The 17,137-nt window shown below is 59.7% G+C and carries 17 protein-coding genes; 14 read left to right on the forward strand and 3 right to left on the reverse strand.

The genetic code is table 11. The annotated features are described in order from the left end of the window. Positions 1 to 53: 53 nt before the first annotated feature. Entirely contained in the window at positions 54 to 1,997 is a 1,944-nt protein-coding gene (locus MOV63_RS12880) for a PrkA family serine protein kinase (RefSeq protein ID WP_038539656.1), read from the reverse strand. Positions 1,998 to 2,305: 308 nt separating this feature from the next. On the opposite strand from MOV63_RS12880, the gene MOV63_RS12885 reads away from it, so the two are divergent. The 14 genes from MOV63_RS12885 (at position 2,306) to visR (ending at position 15,400) form a co-directional block, all read left to right on the forward strand. Then, positions 2,306 to 2,872: a DNA-3-methyladenine glycosylase gene (locus MOV63_RS12885; RefSeq protein WP_247034084.1), complete on the forward strand. Its 567-nt coding sequence runs from the start codon at positions 2,306 to 2,308 to the stop codon at positions 2,870 to 2,872. A 464-nt stretch (positions 2,873 to 3,336) separates the two neighbouring features. Next, positions 3,337 to 4,944, forward strand: coding sequence for a globin-coupled sensor protein (locus MOV63_RS12890; RefSeq protein ID WP_247034086.1), 1,608 nt, complete (start codon positions 3,337 to 3,339; stop codon positions 4,942 to 4,944). After that, positions 4,944 to 5,237 (forward strand): STAS domain-containing protein, encoded by a 294-nt coding sequence (locus tag MOV63_RS12895; protein ID WP_038539662.1) that lies wholly within the window; start codon positions 4,944 to 4,946, stop codon positions 5,235 to 5,237. The genes MOV63_RS12890 and MOV63_RS12895 overlap by 1 nt, the downstream gene beginning before the upstream one ends. A 2-nt stretch (positions 5,238 to 5,239) precedes the next feature. Continuing rightward, entirely contained in the window at positions 5,240 to 5,605 is a 366-nt protein-coding gene (gene cheY1, locus MOV63_RS12900) for a chemotaxis response regulator CheY1 (RefSeq protein WP_038539665.1), read from the forward strand. A 16-nt stretch (positions 5,606 to 5,621) separates the two neighbouring features. Beyond that, on the forward strand, positions 5,622 to 7,898 hold the full coding sequence (locus tag MOV63_RS12905; protein WP_038539668.1) for a chemotaxis protein CheA: 2,277 nt from the start codon (positions 5,622 to 5,624) through the stop codon (positions 7,896 to 7,898). 6 nt (positions 7,899 to 7,904) lie between these two features. Beyond that, positions 7,905 to 8,372: a chemotaxis protein CheW gene (locus MOV63_RS12910; protein WP_038539671.1), complete on the forward strand. Its 468-nt coding sequence runs from the start codon at positions 7,905 to 7,907 to the stop codon at positions 8,370 to 8,372. After that, complete coding sequence (cheR, locus tag MOV63_RS12915; RefSeq protein WP_247034088.1) at positions 8,369 to 9,277, forward strand: protein-glutamate O-methyltransferase; 909 nt, start codon at positions 8,369 to 8,371, stop codon at positions 9,275 to 9,277. The genes MOV63_RS12910 and cheR overlap by 4 nt, the downstream gene beginning before the upstream one ends. Further along, positions 9,274 to 10,314: a protein-glutamate O-methylesterase CheB gene (cheB, locus tag MOV63_RS12920; protein WP_038539676.1), complete on the forward strand. Its 1,041-nt coding sequence runs from the start codon at positions 9,274 to 9,276 to the stop codon at positions 10,312 to 10,314. The genes cheR and cheB overlap by 4 nt, the downstream gene beginning before the upstream one ends. After that, a complete protein-coding gene (locus tag MOV63_RS12925) occupies positions 10,315 to 10,704 on the forward strand; it encodes a response regulator (RefSeq protein WP_007759259.1) in 390 nt (129 codons plus the stop codon). After that, positions 10,701 to 11,258 carry a chemoreceptor glutamine deamidase CheD gene (gene cheD / locus MOV63_RS12930; protein ID WP_247034089.1) on the forward strand — a complete coding sequence of 186 codons (558 nt, stop codon included), beginning with the start codon at positions 10,701 to 10,703 and terminating at the stop codon, positions 11,256 to 11,258. Before MOV63_RS12925 ends, cheD begins: the two co-directional genes overlap by 4 nt. Positions 11,259 to 11,287: 29 nt before the next feature. Then, positions 11,288 to 11,677: a hypothetical protein gene (locus MOV63_RS12935; protein ID WP_038539684.1), complete on the forward strand. Its 390-nt coding sequence runs from the start codon at positions 11,288 to 11,290 to the stop codon at positions 11,675 to 11,677. Positions 11,678 to 11,840: 163 nt separating this feature from the next. After that, positions 11,841 to 13,511, forward strand: coding sequence for a flagellar basal-body MS-ring/collar protein FliF (fliF, locus tag MOV63_RS12940; protein ID WP_038539686.1), 1,671 nt, complete (start codon positions 11,841 to 11,843; stop codon positions 13,509 to 13,511). Positions 13,512 to 13,923: 412 nt separating this feature from the next. Next, the gene (gene visN, locus MOV63_RS12945) at positions 13,924 to 14,640 is read left to right on the forward strand and encodes a transcriptional regulator VisN (RefSeq protein WP_244447468.1); all 717 of its coding nucleotides are present in this window, start codon (positions 13,924 to 13,926) and stop codon (positions 14,638 to 14,640) included. A gap of 13 nt (positions 14,641 to 14,653) precedes the next feature. After that, positions 14,654 to 15,400 (forward strand): transcriptional regulator VisR, encoded by a 747-nt coding sequence (visR, locus tag MOV63_RS12950; protein WP_051899639.1) that lies wholly within the window; start codon positions 14,654 to 14,656, stop codon positions 15,398 to 15,400. 43 nt (positions 15,401 to 15,443) lie between these two features. Here the strand turns inward: visR and MOV63_RS12955 are convergent, their stop codons facing one another. Both MOV63_RS12955 and flhB read right to left on the reverse strand, forming a co-directional pair. Beyond that, positions 15,444 to 15,878: a hypothetical protein gene (locus MOV63_RS12955; RefSeq protein WP_038539694.1), complete on the reverse strand. Its 435-nt coding sequence runs from the start codon at positions 15,876 to 15,878 to the stop codon at positions 15,444 to 15,446. Positions 15,879 to 15,883: 5 nt separating this feature from the next. Then, on the reverse strand, positions 15,884 to 16,963 hold the full coding sequence (flhB, locus tag MOV63_RS12960; protein ID WP_038539697.1) for a flagellar biosynthesis protein FlhB: 1,080 nt from the start codon (positions 16,961 to 16,963) through the stop codon (positions 15,884 to 15,886). Positions 16,964 to 17,137 lie beyond the last annotated feature (174 nt).

Consider the following 17,137-nt stretch of genomic DNA (forward strand, 5'->3'; position numbering starts at 1 on the left):
AACTGAACGGTTTTCTTGCATGCTGCGTTCCAAATCCTAATTGAGTACAGACGCTAACCTGCCTGTTTGACCCGCATGTACCACTCCACCAGACGGCGAACCTGTCTTTCGGTGTAGCCGCGCCCCGTCATGCGCGACACGAACTCGCTGTGTTTCTTTTCTGTTTCGCCGTCCTTCTTCGACCCGAAGGAGATCACCGGCAGGAGATCCTCCACCTGGGAGAACATTCTTTTCTCGATCACTTCCCGGATCTTCTCGTAGCTCGCCCAGGACGGGTTCTTGCCGCCGTTATTGGCGCGCGAGCGCAGGCAGAACTTGACGATCTCGTTGCGGAAATCCTTCGGATTGGCGATGCCCGCCGGCTTTTCGATCTTGGTCAATTCCTGGTTCAGGAGTTCGCGATCGAGAAGCTGCCCGGTATCCGGATCCTTGAAGTCGACGTCCTCGATCCAGGCGTCGGCATAGTCGACGTAACGATCGAAAAGATTCTGACCGTAATCGGAATAGGATTCCAGATAGGCCTTCTGGATCTCGTTGCCGATGAACTCCGCGTACCGAGGAGCAAGGTCTGCCTTGATGAACTCGATATACCGCTTTTCGGTTTCCTCCTGAAACTGTTCGCGGCGGATGGCCTGTTCCAGCACATACATCAGGTGAACCGGATCGGCGCCGATATCCGTCGTATCGTGATTGAAGGTCGAAGCTAGAACCTTAAAGGCAAAACGTGTCGATATTCCGTCCATGCCTTCGTCGACGCCGGCCGCGTCCCGATATTCCTGAACACTGCGGGCGCGCGGATCGGTTTCCTTGAGGCTTTCGCCGTCGTAAGCACGCATCTTGGAGAAGAAGGTCGAATTCTCGTGCTTGCGTAGCCGCGAGAGCACGGAAAACCGGGCCAGCATCTCAAGCGTCGCCGGCGCGCAGGAGGCATCCGCAAGCTCCGAACCTTCGATCAGCTTTTCATAGATATGCTGTTCTTCCGTCACCCGCAGGCAATAAGGAACCTTGATGACGCATATGCGGTCAATGAACGCCTCGTTGTTCTTGTTCGCCTTGAAGCTCTGCCATTCCGCCTCGTTCGAGTGGGCAAGGATGACGCCGGAGAAGGGGATGGCGCCGATATTCTCGGTGCCCATGTAATTGCCTTCCTGCGTCGCCGTCAGCAGCGGATGCAGCATCTTGATCGGCGCCTTGAACATCTCGACGAATTCGAGCACGCCCTGGTTGGCGCGATTGAGCCCGCCGGAATAGCTGTAGGCGTCCGAGTCATTCTGGGAATAGTTTTCGAGCTTGCGAATGTCGACCTTGCCGACCAGCGACGAGACGTCCTGATTGTTCTCGTCGCCCGGTTCGGTCTTGGCGATGCCGATCTGGCGCAGTCGCGAGGGCTGCAGCCGCACCACCCGGAAACGAGTTATGTCGCCTCCGAACTCATCGAGCCGCTTCAGGCACCAGGGGCTCATCAGCCCGCTGAGACGCCGGGTCGGAACGCCGTATTGCTCAAGCAGCATCGGCCCCATGGCGACCGGATCGAAGAGGTTGAGCGGGCTTTCGAAGACCGGACTGATATCGTCGCCGGCCTTCAGCACGTAGATCGGATTGGCTTCCATCAGCAGCTTCAGCCGCTCGGCAAGCGACGACTTGCCGCCACCGACCGGACCGAGCAGGTAGAGGATCTGCTTTCGCTCCTCGAGCCCCTGCGCGGCATGCCGGAAGAAGGAAACGATCCGCTCGATCGTCTCTTCCATGCCGAAGAAACCGGAGAAAGCCGGATAGGCCCGGATGGTGCGGTTCATGAAGATCCGGCCGAGCCTGGCATCCTTGGCCGTGTCGACCATCTGCGGCTCGCCGATCGCCGCCAGCAGCCGCTCGGCGGCGTTGGCATAGGCCATCGGATCTTTTTTACAAATCGCCAGATACTCGGCGACAGACATATCTGTCTCGCGCCGCGCTTCGTAGTTCCTGGTGAAGGCATCGAACAAGGATTCACTCGGCATAGGCTACTCCAGTCAGGGTTGCGCTACTGCTCGACTGCCGCAAAGATTGAAAACGCTGCGGCAATCTATTGAGAATCAAGATGTTTCTAAACCTAATACGACACCCGGAGCGTTTTCATGGCAATGCACAAAAATGTGCGTCCACAAATCCGTGCTGACTTGGCAAACAGCAAGTCGGGGCCTGTTGCATCCCCACCACAACGTCTGCGCAACGCTTCGGGTCTTCCGGAAAGTCGCGTCGTCGGCGGGGAAGACAAGCCCTGCTTCGCCGTCTATGGATGCAACCGGCAGCGAGACGGGCGTTTCTTATGGACCAGCAGTTTTTCGATAGAGGCTCCGTAGAGGTGGCGCGTGATCTGATCGGCGTCGAACTCGATGTCTCCGGCGCAGGCGGCGTGATCGTCGAGACGGAAGCTTATGAGCCGGACGAGCCGGCCTCCCACAGTTTTCGCGGGCCCACGCAGAGAAACGCGGTGATGTTCGGGCCGCCGGGACACGCTTATGTCTACCGTTCCTACGGCATTCACTGGTGTCTGAATTTTGTCTGCCGGCCCGGTAGCGCCGTGCTGATCAGGGCGTTGCAGCCGGTCAGGGGCCTTCAGGAAATGGAGAAAAGGCGCGGTCTTGCCGATCCGCTGCTCCTCTGCTCCGGTCCGGGCCGCCTCTGCCAGGCGCTCGGCATCACCATCGAGCACAACGGCCTGCCGCTGTTTGCGCCACCGTTCGAGTTCACGTTGCCGAAAACACCACCCCTGATCGTCACCGGTCGGCGGATCGGCATCTCCCAGGCTGTCGACCTGCCCTGGCGTTTCGGTCTTTCCGGCTCGCTGCATGTCAGCAAGAAGTTCACCGGCAAGGGTGGCATGGCGCTTTGAGTTAAAGCTTATCCGTTGCAGCCGCTCGCCGATATGGGAGACAAGGCGGGTTGGCCGACGTTCAAGCGGCCAATTGAGAAAAACCGTAACCACCGAGCAATGCCGAAGCGAATACCCTGACAGCGGGTAATATGCGCCTGCCTGAAGCAAAACAGGCATGCTTCTACCTTCCATTAACCTTCAGGCAAGGAATTAACCATACATATTAGAGACCACGGCGAAATGGGATGACTGCGGTCCCCCACCAGGCATGAAGCCGCAAAGCCGTACCGGTCCAATCCGGTATCCGCTCATGAAAATCCAGCAAAGCCCGTGGTGACCGCGTTGCCCATGCCCGACGGATATCGATCCGGTTTGGCGAGCATCCCCCGTTCATCCAGGCGCTGGCTGACAGCAGCTTGCATGCCGCTGATCCTCTCCGGGGATTGGCTTGAATAATTTTGGGGACGGTTTTGGTGCAGGAAATGCCATCGGATCAGGCGCGACGTGGCCAGGCAGGCAGCCTGGGCGAGAGACTGGCATTTGCCGGCCTCGACGGCGAACTGCGCGATCTGCTGCGCCGCTGCCGCCCGCAGCTCGACCGGCATCTGAAGACCGGCCTGCGCGATCTCTTCCACCGCTTTCAATCCTTTCCGGAAGCCGCCCGCAATTTCGAAAGCGAGCAGCAGATCGAACGGCTGCACGACCTGCAGGCCTCCCATTGGGGCGTGCTGACCGATGCCCGCTTCGATGCGCTCTACGCCGAGCGGGTGAAGGTTCTCTCCGACGCCGAGAGCCGGATGGGCCTCGACCCGCGCTGGCACGTCGCCGGCCACGCGGTCATGCTCGAACATCTGATCGCCGGCGCGATCGTCGACCTTGCTCCGAAGTCGCTGCTGCCGGGCGGCCGTAAACGGGAGCAGGAATTGCTCGATCTCGTTGGCGCGATCACCCGCCTTGTCATGGTCGATGTCGAGATCGCCGTCTCGCTCCGCTTCAACGAACAGCGCCAGAAGCACCAGCGCGCGCTCGCCGAGCAGCGCGAAGCCGATCATGCGCAGGCGATCGAAACTTTTACCGACGTCATCACGGCACTCGCCGACCGCGATCTGACGGCAGGTCTTGCCGACGACGTGCCGGATGCCTACCGCGAACTCGCCGATCTGCTCAATCAGGCAGTCGCCGGCATGCGCTCGTCGGTCGAGACGGTCGATGGGCATGGTCAGAAGGCCGGGACGCTGACGCAGGCGCTCACCGAGGGCACTCGCTCCTTTGCCGCCGCTTCGGAAGAACAGTCCACCCGCCTCAGGGAGGCGGCACGCGTGCTCCTCGACGTAACCGCCAGGGTTAAGGGCAGCGCTGCCGAGACGGCCGCCGCCGAAAAGGCCGCCGCCGAGACGCGTCGTTCGGTCGAGGCAAGCGGCGAGGTTGTCGGTCGCGCGATCAACGCCATGGCGGATATCGAATCCTCGGCTGAAAAGATCGGCGAGATCATCGGCGTCATCGACGACATCGCGTTCCAGACCAATCTGCTGGCGCTGAACGCCGGTATCGAAGCTGCCCGTGCCGGGGAGACCGGCCGCGGATTTGCCGTCGTTGCCCAGGAAGTGCGCGCGCTCGCCCAGCGCTCGGCCGACGCAGCACGCGAGATCAAGACGCTCGTCAACGGCACCAAGGCCCAGGTGGATGCCGGGGTCGACATGGTTCACCGCACCCAGGACGCGATCGGCGGCATCGTTCGCCAGGTGTCCGACATCAACGACGCGATCGCCGGTATTGCCCGCGACACCGGCGAACAGGCCGTCGGCCTCGACCGGTTGACCGCAGAGATCGGTTCGGTCAGCGAACACGTCGCCTCGAACGCCAGCCTCGCGTTCCGAGCGGGCGAGGGCGCCGACGAACTCCATACCGTTATCCTGGAACTCGGCCGCACGGTCCGCGAGTTCCGGATCGAGCGGCAGAACCGCTATGCGGATGCGCGCCGCCCTGCAGCTCCAAGACCTCAGCCGACTTTGGTCCCGATCGCGCCGATGGCGACTGAGCGGGCGGATGACGGCGAATACCTCTTTCAGAAACGACAAGGAATAAGCTGATGGCAGCAAAGAAGGCTGGAGCTGGAAGTTTGAAGCTGGCCGCAGTGTTGGACCTCAACGAGGCCTCGAACCTGCATGGCAAGCTGGTCTCCATGCGGGGCAGCGATCTCAAGATCGACGCCTCGGGCGTCGAGCGGGTCGGTGTCCAGTGCGCCCAGGTTCTGGTCGCCGGCGTCAAGGCTTGGGAAGAAGACAAGAAGTCCTTTCTCGTCGAGAAGGCTTCGGATGCATTTCAGAAGACGATGCAACTCATCGGCATTAATAACGAAAATTTGGTTGCTAAGGAGATCTAGCAATGAAGAAGAAAGTACTGACCGTGGATGACTCACGGACGATCCGGAACATGCTTCTGGTGACCCTGAATAACGCAGGCTTTGAGACAATTCAGGCGGAAGACGGCATTGAGGGCCTCGAAGTCCTCGAGGGCTGCAATCCGGACGTCATCGTCACGGATATCAACATGCCGCGCCTCGATGGCTTCGGTTTCATCGAAGGTGTTCGCCGCAACGAAAAATATCGCGCCGTTCCGATCCTCGTCCTGACGACGGAAAGCGATGCCGAGAAGAAGAACCGGGCCCGGCAGGCCGGCGCGACTGGCTGGATCGTCAAGCCCTTCGATCCTGCCAAACTGATTGATGCGATCGAGCGTGTAACCGCCTGAGCCAGGAATTCCCCCGATGGATATGAACGAAATCAAAGAGATCTTCTTTCAGGAATGCGAAGAGCAGCTCGCAGAACTGGAGTCGGGTCTTCTCAAGCTGAACGACGGGGATCGCGACCCCGAAACGGTGAACGCCGTTTTCCGTGCCGTTCATTCCATCAAGGGGGGTGCTGGCGCCTTCGGTCTGGACGACCTGGTTTCCTTCGCCCACGTCTTCGAGACGACGCTCGATTGCGTACGCTCCAACAAGCTCGAGCCGACGCAGGACGTCCTAAAGGTCATGCTCAAGTCGGCAGACGTGCTGGCCGATCTCGTCAGCGCATCGCGTGACGGCGGCGGCGTCGACGAATCGAGAAGCCGCAGCCTCGTCAAGGAACTTGAGGCGCTCGCCCATGGCGGGTCGCCCTCTTCCTCCGGCCACGACGCCCCGAAACCGGCCGCAAAGGCTGCCCCGGCTCCCGTGGCGAAAGTTGATCTTCCCAAACCGAGCGACGACAGCGGCTTTCAGCCGGTCCCCTTTTCGTTCGACGGCTTCGGCGAGGACGATGAGCCGGCAATTGAAGGCTCGGTCTACGAAGTCTCGTTCAAGCCGCGTCGCGAACTCTATTCCAAGGGCAACGAGGCAGCGCTCCTGCTGCGCGATCTGTCCCGTCTGGGAGAGATGAGCATCAATTGCGACACGGACGCTCTGCCGACCCTCGACAAGATGGATCCGGAGGCCTCCTATTTCAGCTGGAAGATCTCGATCCGGACCACCAGGAGCGAAGACGACATCCGTGCCGTCTTCGAATTCGCGGAATGGGATTGCGACCTCGAAGTGAAGCTTGCCGAAGAGGCATCTTCCAACGAGGAACTGCCGATGGTCCCGGTTCCGTTCGATCTGTCGATCCTTGATGACTCCGCTGGTGGAGAAGACGAGGAAAAGACCGCCGAACGAGGCGTTTCGGAAGAAACCGTCGCTGCGGCCGTATCCGCTGCCGAGACCGCAAGCAACGTCTCGAGGACGGCCCGTGCCGCCGAGAGGAAGGAATCGGCTGCCGCGGCAGCTGCCGCCCAGAACAATGCCGCTGCCGCAGCAGCCGGCGCTGGCCAGACGATCCGCGTTGATCTCGACCGCGTCGACCGTCTCATCAACCTCGTCGGCGAACTCGTCATCAACCAGGCGATGCTCTCCCAGAGTGTCGTCGAGAACGACGCGACCGGTACATCGGCCGTCAACATGGGCCTCGAAGAGCTGCAGCAGCTCACCCGCGAGATCCAGGACTCGGTCATGGCGATCCGCGCACAGCCGGTAAAGCCGGTCTTCCAGCGCATGTCGCGTATCGTCCGCGAAGTGGCCGACATGGTCGGCAAGTCGATCCGCCTGGTCACCGAAGGTGAAAACACCGAAGTCGACAAGACGGTCATCGACAAGATCGCCGAACCGCTGACCCACATGATCCGTAACGCCGTCGACCACGGCATCGAGTCGCCCGAAAAGCGCGAGGCCGCCGGCAAGGATCCGGAAGGCACGATCAAGCTGACCGCAAAACATCGTTCGGGCCGCATCCTGATCGAACTTGCCGACGACGGCGCCGGCATCAACCGTGAGCGCGTCCGCCAGAAGGCGATCGACAACGACATCATCGCAGCCGACGCCAACCTGTCGGATGACGAGATCGACAACCTGATCTTCATGGCGGGTTTCTCGACCGCCGATAAGATCTCCGACATTTCCGGTCGCGGCGTCGGTATGGACGTCGTCAAGCGCTCGATCCAGGCGCTCGGCGGCCGCATCTCGATCTCATCGCGGCCGGGCTTCGGCTCGACCTTCACCATGAGCCTGCCGCTGACGCTTGCCGTTCTGGACGGAATGGTCGTCACGGTCGCCGGCCAGACGTTGGTGGTGCCGCTGACCGCCATCGTCGAGACGCTGCAGCCGGAGGCTGCCGCCATCCATTCCTTCGGCGCCAATCAGCGGCTTATCTCGATCCGCAACTCGTTCTGCCCGCTGGTCGACGTGGGCCGGGTCCTCAACTACCGCGCCACCCAGGCCAATCCGGTCGAAGGTGTCGCGCTGCTGGTCGAATCGGAAGGCGGCGGCCAGCGCGCCCTGATGGTCGATGCCATCCAGGGCCAGCGCCAGGTCGTCATCAAGTCGCTCGAGGCAAACTACACGCACGTTCCGGGCATCGCCGCAGCCACCATTCTCGGTGACGGCCGCGTCGCTCTCATCCTCGACGTCGATGCGGTCGTCGCAGCGTCTCGAGGCCAGTCCATGAAACCTGAAATGTCGTTAGCCGCCACGGGTTGAGTTGTTATGTCGTATGCCGTGAAAAATCTGGTCCCGGGAAGCAAGGAGCTGATCGCTTTTCGCATCAGCGATCAGGAATTTTGCGTGAACATCATGTCCGTCCGCGAGATTCGCGGATGGACCCAGGCAACCCCGCTGCCGCATGCGCCCGCCTATGTCATGGGTGTCATCAATCTGCGCGGCGCGGTCCTGCCGATTGTCGATCTTTCGGCCCGGCTTGGCATGAAGGATGCCGAGCCGACGGTACGCCATGTGATTATCGTGGCGCAGATGAAGGCCAAGATTGTTGGTCTCCTCGTCGAGGCCGTTTCCGATATCCTTACGATTACCGACGAGAATATCCAGCCAGTACCGGAAGTCTCCTCCGATCTGGAGAGACAATATGCCCGGGGGATTCTCGCCATCGATAAGCGGATGATCTGCATGATCGAGTTGGACGCCCTCTTCCCCGACCAGGAAAGCGACGCTGCATGAAGCCCTTGGGCGCCATAGAAAGCCGACAATCACCGGATGAGGTGCTCGCAAGCGGAGAATATCCGCTGACGCGCCGCGACCTCACCGACATTTCGGCGATGATCTACTCGGATGCCGGAATCTATCTCAACGATTCCAAGGCCTCGCTCGTCTATTCCCGCCTTTCCAAGCATATTCGGGCCTTGGGTCTGCGCGGCTTCAAGGATTATTGCGTTCTGGTGGCCTCACCCGAAGGTGCCGCCGCCCGCCGCGAGATGCTGTCGCATCTGACGACCAACTTCACCCGCTTCTTCCGCGAAAACCATCATTTCGAGCACCTGCGCGACGAGGTTCTGCCGGGTCTTATCAACCGCGCCAAGAGCGGCGGCCGCGTGCGCATCTGGTCGGCCGCCTGTTCGGATGGGCAGGAGCCCTATTCGATTGCGCTGACCGTACTGTCGCTGCTTCCCAACGCGGCCGATCTCGATTTCCGTATCCTGGCGACCGATATCGACCCGAAGATCCTGGCCGCGGCCCGTACCGGCCTCTACGACGAGAACGCGCTCGAAACGATGACGCCGGCCATGCGCAAGCAATGGTTCCGCGAAGTCGATGCCGGCGGGCGCCGCAGGTTCCAGATCGACGACCGCGTCAAGAAACTGATTACCTTCAACGAATTGAACCTGATGGCGCAGTGGCCCTTCAAGGGCAATTTCGACATCATCTTCTGCCGCAACGTCGTTATCTACTTCGACGAACCGACGCAGGTGAAAATCTGGTCCCGCTTTGCTTCGCTCCTGCCCGAAGGCGGACATCTCTATATCGGCCATTCCGAGCGTGTTTCCGGCGACGCCAAAAACCTGTTCGATAATATCGGTATCACCACCTATCGTTATACCGGTAAGGGCGCGGGGAGAAAAGCATGAGCGCTCCGGCACGAGTCCTGGTCGTTGACGATTCACCCACCATGCGCGGGCTGATTACGGCCATCCTGAATTCCGACCCGGAAGTGAATGTCGTTGGCCAGGCTGGCGATGCGCTGGAAGCACGCGTCGCGATCAAGCAGCTCAACCCCGATGTCGTTACCCTTGATATCGAGATGCCCAACATGAATGGGCTGGAATTTCTCGAAAAGATCATGCGCCTGCGTCCGATGCCGGTAATCATGGTCTCGGCAATGACCCATCAGGGTGCCAATGCGACGTTGGCTGCTCTTGAGATCGGCGCGTTCGATTGCGTCGGCAAACCGGCTCCCGGCGATGTCCGCCCGTTCATGGATCTTGCCGAAAAGGTGAAGGCTGCAGCCCGGTCCGGACCCCGCCGGAATGGGCCGACGCCTTTCATCGCCGCCTCTCCCGCTGCGGAATACCGGGTGGGTCGGAAGGTTGTGGCTATAGGGTCGTCAACTGGAGGTGTTGAAGCTCTTATCGCGGTATTACAAAAGTTCCCGCAAAATTGTCCGCCGACCGTAATTACTCAACATATGCCTTCCACGTTTACCAAAAGTTTTGCCGAACGCCTTAATCGTATCTGCGCTCCTGTGGTGCAGGAAGCCACCGATGGCGCGCGGCTGGAGATCGGCAGGATCTATCTGGCGCCCGGTGGCGAACGACACTTGCAGGTGGTCAATCCGTCGGCGCCATGTTGCCGGCTGATCGAAAAGGAGCCGGTAAACGGTCACAGGCCCTCAGTGGACGTCCTTTTCGACTCGGTCGCCGACCTGGCAGGTCGCAATGCGGTCGGGGTCATCCTGACGGGCATGGGCCGCGATGGAGCTGCAGGTTTGCTCAGAATGCGTAGCGCGGGCGCACGCACGATCGGGCAGAACGAAAAGACCTGTGTGGTCTACGGCATGCCGAGGGTTGCCCATGAAATGGGGGCTGTCGAGCAACAACTGCCGTTAGGCTCCATAGGAGAAGAAGTGTTGAAGTTAACTGCTGCCCGAAAAGAAGGTACCGAATAAATGTCTATCGCTGAAAAAATCAAAGTTCTGATCGTCGACGATCAGGTCACCAGCCGCCTGCTGCTCAGCGACGCCCTGACACAGCTCGGCTTCAAACAGATCACTTCTGCCGGCGATGGCGAGCAGGGCATGAAGATCATGGCCGAGCAGCCGCACCATCTCGTCATTTCGGATTTCAACATGCCGAAAATGGACGGTATCGGTTTCCTGCAGGCCGTTCGCGCCAATCCGAACACGAAGAAGGCCGCATTCATCATCCTGACGGCCCAGGGCGACCGTGCCCTGGTTCAGAAGGCTGCATCGCTCGGCGCCAACAACGTTCTCGCCAAGCCGTTCACGATCGAAAAGATGAAGGCCGCTATCGAAGCGGTGTTTGGAGCATTGAAATGAATGACGCCGCTGCAGTCAGGCGTGTCCATATTATCCAGGGGGAATTTAAGGTCCTGAACGACCCGAATGCTGTTCTCTCCACGATTCTGGGCTCATGCGTGGCTGCGTGTCTTCGCGATCCTGTCGCCGGTATCGGCGGCATGAACCACTTCCTGCTTCCGGGATCCGCCGGTTCCATGGCCTCGGGCGGCGATGCGACGCGTTACGGCGTGCATCTGATGGAACTGTTGATCAATGGTCTTTTGAAGCAGGGAGCCCGGCGAGACCGGTTGGAAGCGAAGATTTTTGGCGGCGCCAAGACAATTGCCAGCTTTTCGAATGTCGGCGAACAGAATGCCGCATTCGCTATGGAATTTCTAAAGGACGAAGGTATTCCGGTGGTCGGCTCCTCAACGGGCGGGGAGCACGGGCGCAAGCTGGAGTTCTGGCCCGTAAGCGGTCGGGCTCGTCAGTATCCGCTGACCGGCGCCGAAACTCAACGGACCGTGGCGATGGAGCAGCGTCCGGTACGCATGCCGACGAAGCCGGTCGAGAGCTCAATCGAGTTCTTCTAAAAAAATCATTTCTCGGGGCGAAGATAGCCATGAACGACATCGTCAAGACGCCAATCGCTCCGTTTGAGGAATCTCTTCCAGAAGTCCTGATGCGCCTGGTCTCGGAGCTTCATGACGTGGCATACCTGATCGAACGGGTCGAGCCGCAGCTTCTGGAACTCGGCGGAGAAACAATCCTGCAATCGCCGGACAGCCTGAAAGTCCTGCAGGGCATCGACCTTGCCGTGCAGAAGACGCGCGGCCTTGCGGAATTCGTCGACACCATCACCGGCGGCATTCCGAGCGAATGGATGGTCGATGTCTCGACCGCGCTCAATCTCGTCAAGCTTGCCGACATGCAGAAGGCGCTGACCAACGGCATGCGCCACGGCCATTCCCAGCCTTTGAGCAAGGCAGCCGGCGATTTCGATTTCTTCTGATCGCCAGCCCTGACATGCATGTTTCGGCCATGATGGCCGATTACCCAGCCAGCCCTCCATAGTCGCCAGAATCCCTGCGCTCGCGAAACGCTCGCACAAGCTTCGCTTTCTAAGGTGCGACTGGGCATGGGCTCGAATACCTAGTTGGCGATGTGGGAACAGAATGAATCTGTTGGCTCAATTTTCACAAGTCTTTAGAAATCTGGCCGGTTTAGGCCAGACGAGACTTATTGCTTTAGGCGCTGTCGGCGTCATTTCAGTTGCGATCGTTATTGCGGCGGCCCTCTTCGTTAACAAGCCGGCTTACGAAACGCTCTATGTCGGGCTTGATAAGGCCGACCTCAACCAGGTGAGTATTGCGCTGGCAGAGGCTAACATGCCTTTCCAGGTCGGTACGGACGGTTCGAGCCTTCAGGTTCCGGCCGGCTCGACGAGCAAGGCGCGGCTTCTGCTGGCCGAGCGCGGTCTACCGAACAGCTCCAACGCCGGTTATGAACTCTTCGACAACGTCGGCTCGCTCGGCCTGACCTCCTTCATGCAGGAAGTCACCCGCGTTCGGGCCTTGGAAGGCGAGATCGGCCGGTCGATCCAGCAGATCAACGGCGTCAACGCCGCTCGCGTCCATATCGTGATGCCGGATGTCGGCAACTTCCGCAGGGGTGAACAGAAGCCGACCGCATCGGTGATGATCCGGGCCAGCTCGACGACGGGCCGCAAGGCGACGTCGTCCATTCGTCACCTTGTCGCTTCCGCAGTCCCGGGCCTCGACGTCGATGACGTGACAATTCTCGACTCCACCGGTCAGTTGCTCGCATCGGGCGACGAATACGGCGGCAGCGAAATGAATAAATCGCTGAGCATCGTCCAGAACGTTCAGCAGGAAATCGAGAACAATATCGACAAGGCGCTGGCGCCTTTCCTCGGCATGGACAATTTCCGTTCGAGCGTCACGGCGTCTTTGAACACGGACAGCCAGCAGATCAACGAGACGGTCTTCGATCCGAACTCCCGCGTCGAACGTTCGGTCCGGACCACCAAGGAAGCGTCCAAGTCGCAGCAGACCCAGGACGACAACGCTACGACCGTCGAGCAGAACGTGCCGCAGGCCGCTCCGCCTCCGGGTGGTGCCAATGGTCCGAAATCGACTGATCAGTCCGACAAGAAGGAAGAACAGACCAACTACGAAATCAATCAGAAGACGGTCGCCACGACGCGCAACAGCTATCAGATCGAGAAAGTCTCGGTCGCGGTGGTCGTCAACAAGGGCCGCGTCGCCAAAATGATCGGCGAGCCGGCTGACCAGGCCAAGGTCGATGCCTATCTCGCCGAGATGCAGAAGATCGTGGCATCCGCGGCAGGCATCAATTCGGGCCGCGGCGATGTCGTCACCCTGACGGCCATGGACTTCCTGGAGAACCAGCTTCTGAGCGAGGCCTCCAGCGGTCCGGGCATGATGGACATGCTGAGCCGGAATGTCGGAGGCATCATCAACTCGCTCGCCTTCGTCCTGGTTGCTTTCCTGGTGGTCTGGCTCGGTCTTCGCCCGCTCATCCGCACCGTCAGCGGCACCAATGTCGCCGGCGAAGCGGCAGAGGGTGCAGGTCTCGAACTTCCCGACTTCTCGCCTACGACCGGCAGCCCGGCTCTCATGGACGGCTTCGGTTCCGATTTCGGTTTCGACAGCTCGAACGACATGCTGGGCGGTGGCGACGATGAGGGCTTCAACCGCCGCGTCAAGGAAGGCCCCGAAAAGCGGCTTGCCCGGATGGTCGAAATCTCCGAAGAGCGCGCCGCGAAGATTCTCCGCAAGTGGGCGCTCGAAAAGGCAGCGTGACAAGGTATCACGAAAATATGATTGCGATGGGCCGGACCTTGTCCGGCCCATTTCTTTTCAGCCCCGCCGCACACTTGGCGGATTTATCCATTAGCGAATCAGTGAACAATATGGCGCAACTGGGGAAATCCGGTGTCGAGGCGATGGTAATTCGTAATGCGTCTCCTACAATGGCCTTGATTCGTACAATGGCTTCCGAGGTCCCGTGGAGGGTGGGGCTGGCTGGAAATTCCGGTGTGGACGACGAATGAGAGCGGCTACCAACAGTATTCCTTGAAGAATTCGTCTAACTCGGGATCGTTTCGGCCCAAGAGGGGTTGTATGAAATCGCAGCATGCCGCGGCGCGCGCATTCATGATGGATGCGCCACGTGGCGGGGAGCAGATCGCGAATGGAGTTGTCGGGGGTAGAAATGATGACGGAGGGGCGCTCCTATACGGAGTCTGCCGGCTCCCGGGGACTATCGCGTGAGCAATTGGTTCGCCGTCTTTCTGTTCTGGCGGGATCCAACAACGTTCAGGCAGTCATGCGCCTGCTTGCCGATTACGTCGGCGCTTCTCATTTTCTGCTGGCCCGCTACGACCTTATCCAGGAGCAGGGCCTCGATTTTATCGTAGCGTCCAACTGGCCGTTCGATCTCGTCCGGCGCCTAGGCTCGGAGCTTGCGAGCGGTTACGCCCGTTCCACCGAACTCGAAAAATGTCTCTCGCTGCTGACCCCGAGCTTTGCGCTGTTGCCGGACGACATCGTGCCGCCGGACGACATCAGCCGGCAGTATTGCGCGCTGACGTTCTGTGTCGGCCGGACGCGCTTCTCGCTGATGCTGCTGTTTCTGGACGGCATCATCCTGTCGCAGGAACGGTTGAGGGAAGTAGGGCTGTTCGCCGCCTACGGCTCCAGTTTCGGAGAGAATGCCGACGCCAGGACGGAACGTGATTTCGAACTGACCGAACGCGAGCTGGAATGTCTCTTCTGGATTGCCGAGGGCAAGACCAGCGACGAGATCGCCGTGATCCTCGGCATATCTCGCAACACGATCAACAATTACATTACCAGCGTGATGCGCAAGACGGCAACCAAGACTCGTTCCGAGGCGATTGCCTACGCCGTTCGCAACAATCTAGTTTAGGAAAATAATTTCAATGGGTTATTCGCGCAGCGGCACGGCAGATGGACCTGGAAGCATCCAGTATCTGCGCCTCCAGCGCGCATCGAGCCGGTCGGACATCTTCCCGAAGCTCATCGCCATGCAGAAGAACCTGAAGGCGCGGAATTTTGCGGTTTTCCGCATCGCAGGCGCCGGGTTGCCCAACAAGCGCAAGCTCGTATGCGAGCTTGAAAACTGGGGAGCAGGCGCACTCGAAAGCAGCAACCAACTCATCAGCGCTTATGGCGAGGCGCTGCTGGACCATATCGAGACGTCACTCCTGCCGCTGATCTGGAACGGTTCGGAGAACACGAGTTTTGCCGATGCCGGCGAATTCTCGCCATTGACGCATCGTCTGGATGCCGGCGCCGTTCCCTTTTCGGGGATAGCATTCCCCGTACGCCTTGGCGCCCTCGGCAATGGTTATGTTGCTTTCTTCGGGACGTCGATGGAACTGGTGAGCGATGTCATTATCGACCAGCACGTCAAAAGCTGTCAGGTCGTCATGGACCTGCTGGCACTCGACGAACGCCGGAGCGTACCCGCGGAATCCCTGAGCGAACGCGAGATTGCCTGTCTTCAATTGGCCGGCGACGGCCGCATCAGCGAAGAGATCGCCGAAAAACTCGGCCTCTCCGTCCACACCGTCAACGCCTATCTCGGCTCTGCTACCGTCAAGCTCGATTCGGTCAACCGCATCCAGGCGATCGCCAAGGCGATCAGGCTCGGCTATATCCATTGACCGAGCCGACCGGGAACGCGTCTCTTACGCTTCGGCGGCAGCCTCACATCTGCGAGTTGCTGGTCTTTACGAATTTGGCTTCCTGAAGGCTTTGTGCAAGGAACGCGGTGTTGTCGTGCGGGTCCTCGAAAGGGGCCTGGAATGCGATATGGTCGATCTCAAGCGCCGCCAGTTGGTCCGCCAGCGTCAGGCGCGCATAGACCGAAACGCCGCGCGGCTTAATTTCGAGGTCAAGGACGACTTCCGGCTTGCCGTTCCATTCGAGCTTGTAGTCGCCGCCGGCGCCGAAACTCACGGTCCCGGGGTGGAAATAAAGCTCGGCTGCCGAAGATACGAGGTCGGCGAGGCTGCTGTGGCACTCTAGACGGAGAAGCGAGATGAGGTCACCGGCATCGAGCAGGCGAAGTTCCGAAGCCACCGGGCTGATTGCTTGTGCGACGATTTCTTCTCGTTCGGTGGAGTAGGTGCATTTCTTCATGACGCTCAGCGTGTCCGTTTTTTTTGCGACCGGGAGGCGTAGACCCGGTGCACGAGTTCTGCCACAGCCTTATAAAAGACTGGCGGAATGACACTATCCACTGAGACTTGCGCAAACATGGAGCGTGCCATGGGCGGATCTTCAAAAACGGGGATGCCGTTTTCCTCTGCAATTTCGCGGATCTTGAGCGCAATCAGGTCCTGGCCCTTGGCGACGACGACCGGGGCGTCGTTTTCTTCGCGCACGTATCGCAGCGCCACCGCAAAGTGAGTCGGGTTGGCGATCACCAGCGTCGCACGGGGGACGTTGTTGATCATGCGCCGGCGGGCACGGTCGCGCGCCACCGATTTCTGGCGCTGCTTGACGATCGGGTCGCCCTGCGCCTGCTTGTATTCGTCCTTGACCTCCTGCTTGGTCATCTTCAGTTCGTTGTACCAGTGATACCGCGTCCAGAGGACGTCGACGACGGCGAGGATGCCCGCCGACATGACGACAACGATCACCATTCGGCGGATAATTGCGTCCAGTTTGACGAGAATGATCTGAGGATCCGAGAACATTGCGTCGAGTGAGGCGAAATATTCGCTGCGCAGCGCGAAATACATGATCACCGCCACGATCAGGATCTTGAAGATCGACTTTGCGAATTCGACGAAGCCGGGGACGCTGTAAATCCGTCCAAAGCCCTTGGTCGGTGAAACACGGGCAATCTGCGGCCGCACGCGTTCGAGGACCAGCGACGGCATGTTCTGCGCGAACGAGGAGCCAAGCCCGAAAATGATGAAGAGCAGCATCACCGGAACGAGGAATGCGGCGATGGCCCAGCCAAGATGGACGCTCAGCGAGACGACATCCGTCGAATTTTCGAGCCGCCACTGATCCGGCTGCTCGAAAAGGTCTTTCAGCGTCTCGGCCATCTTTGCGATGCCGGAGGGAAGGAAGAAGACGAGATACACATAGAAAGCCAGGATCGAGGCAAAAAGCGGCACTTCGCGGGAGACCGGGACGTTACCCCTGTCTGCCGCTTCCGACATTCGTTTGGCGGTCGGGTTTTCTGTTTTACTGTCTTTATCGTCGTCGGACACGGCTTTGAACCAATCGGTCTTCCGGTTGCGAGGACGTGGCTCAAACGAATCGGCCGCCGCCGCTCGCGATGTTACCGCATCGCCTGCTAGCCGCTAATCGAGTCAACAAAAAGACTGTGGGTGGCCGGAGAATAACGGCGAAAGGTGGCTTGAAACGAAAACGGAGCGAGATGT

The sequence above is a fragment of the Neorhizobium sp. SHOUNA12A genome (assembly GCF_023006505.1).
Taxonomy (GTDB): Bacteria; Pseudomonadota; Alphaproteobacteria; order Rhizobiales; family Rhizobiaceae; genus Neorhizobium.

Coding starts and splice junctions, on each gene's coding strand:
- MOV63_RS12925 (WP_007759259.1), top strand. CDS start 10,315: ATGTCTATCGCTGAAAAAATCAAAGTTCTGATCGTCGACGATCAGGTC.
- cheB (WP_038539676.1), top strand. CDS start 9,274: ATGAGCGCTCCGGCACGAGTCCTGGTCGTTGACGATTCACCCACCATG.
- MOV63_RS12880 (WP_038539656.1), bottom strand. CDS start 1,997: ATGCCGAGTGAATCCTTGTTCGATGCCTTCACCAGGAACTACGAAGCG.
- MOV63_RS12895 (WP_038539662.1), top strand. CDS start 4,944: ATGGCAGCAAAGAAGGCTGGAGCTGGAAGTTTGAAGCTGGCCGCAGTG.
- MOV63_RS12955 (WP_038539694.1), bottom strand. CDS start 15,878: ATGAAGAAATGCACCTACTCCACCGAACGAGAAGAAATCGTCGCACAA.
- cheD (WP_247034089.1), top strand. CDS start 10,701: ATGAATGACGCCGCTGCAGTCAGGCGTGTCCATATTATCCAGGGGGAA.
- cheY1 (WP_038539665.1), top strand. CDS start 5,240: ATGAAGAAGAAAGTACTGACCGTGGATGACTCACGGACGATCCGGAAC.
- MOV63_RS12910 (WP_038539671.1), top strand. CDS start 7,905: ATGTCGTATGCCGTGAAAAATCTGGTCCCGGGAAGCAAGGAGCTGATC.
- MOV63_RS12885 (WP_247034084.1), top strand. CDS start 2,306: ATGGACCAGCAGTTTTTCGATAGAGGCTCCGTAGAGGTGGCGCGTGAT.
- cheR (WP_247034088.1), top strand. CDS start 8,369: ATGAAGCCCTTGGGCGCCATAGAAAGCCGACAATCACCGGATGAGGTG.
- MOV63_RS12890 (WP_247034086.1), top strand. CDS start 3,337: ATGCCATCGGATCAGGCGCGACGTGGCCAGGCAGGCAGCCTGGGCGAG.
- MOV63_RS12905 (WP_038539668.1), top strand. CDS start 5,622: ATGGATATGAACGAAATCAAAGAGATCTTCTTTCAGGAATGCGAAGAG.
- MOV63_RS12935 (WP_038539684.1), top strand. CDS start 11,288: ATGAACGACATCGTCAAGACGCCAATCGCTCCGTTTGAGGAATCTCTT.
- fliF (WP_038539686.1), top strand. CDS start 11,841: ATGAATCTGTTGGCTCAATTTTCACAAGTCTTTAGAAATCTGGCCGGT.
- visN (WP_244447468.1), top strand. CDS start 13,924: ATGATGACGGAGGGGCGCTCCTATACGGAGTCTGCCGGCTCCCGGGGA.
- visR (WP_051899639.1), top strand. CDS start 14,654: ATGGGTTATTCGCGCAGCGGCACGGCAGATGGACCTGGAAGCATCCAG.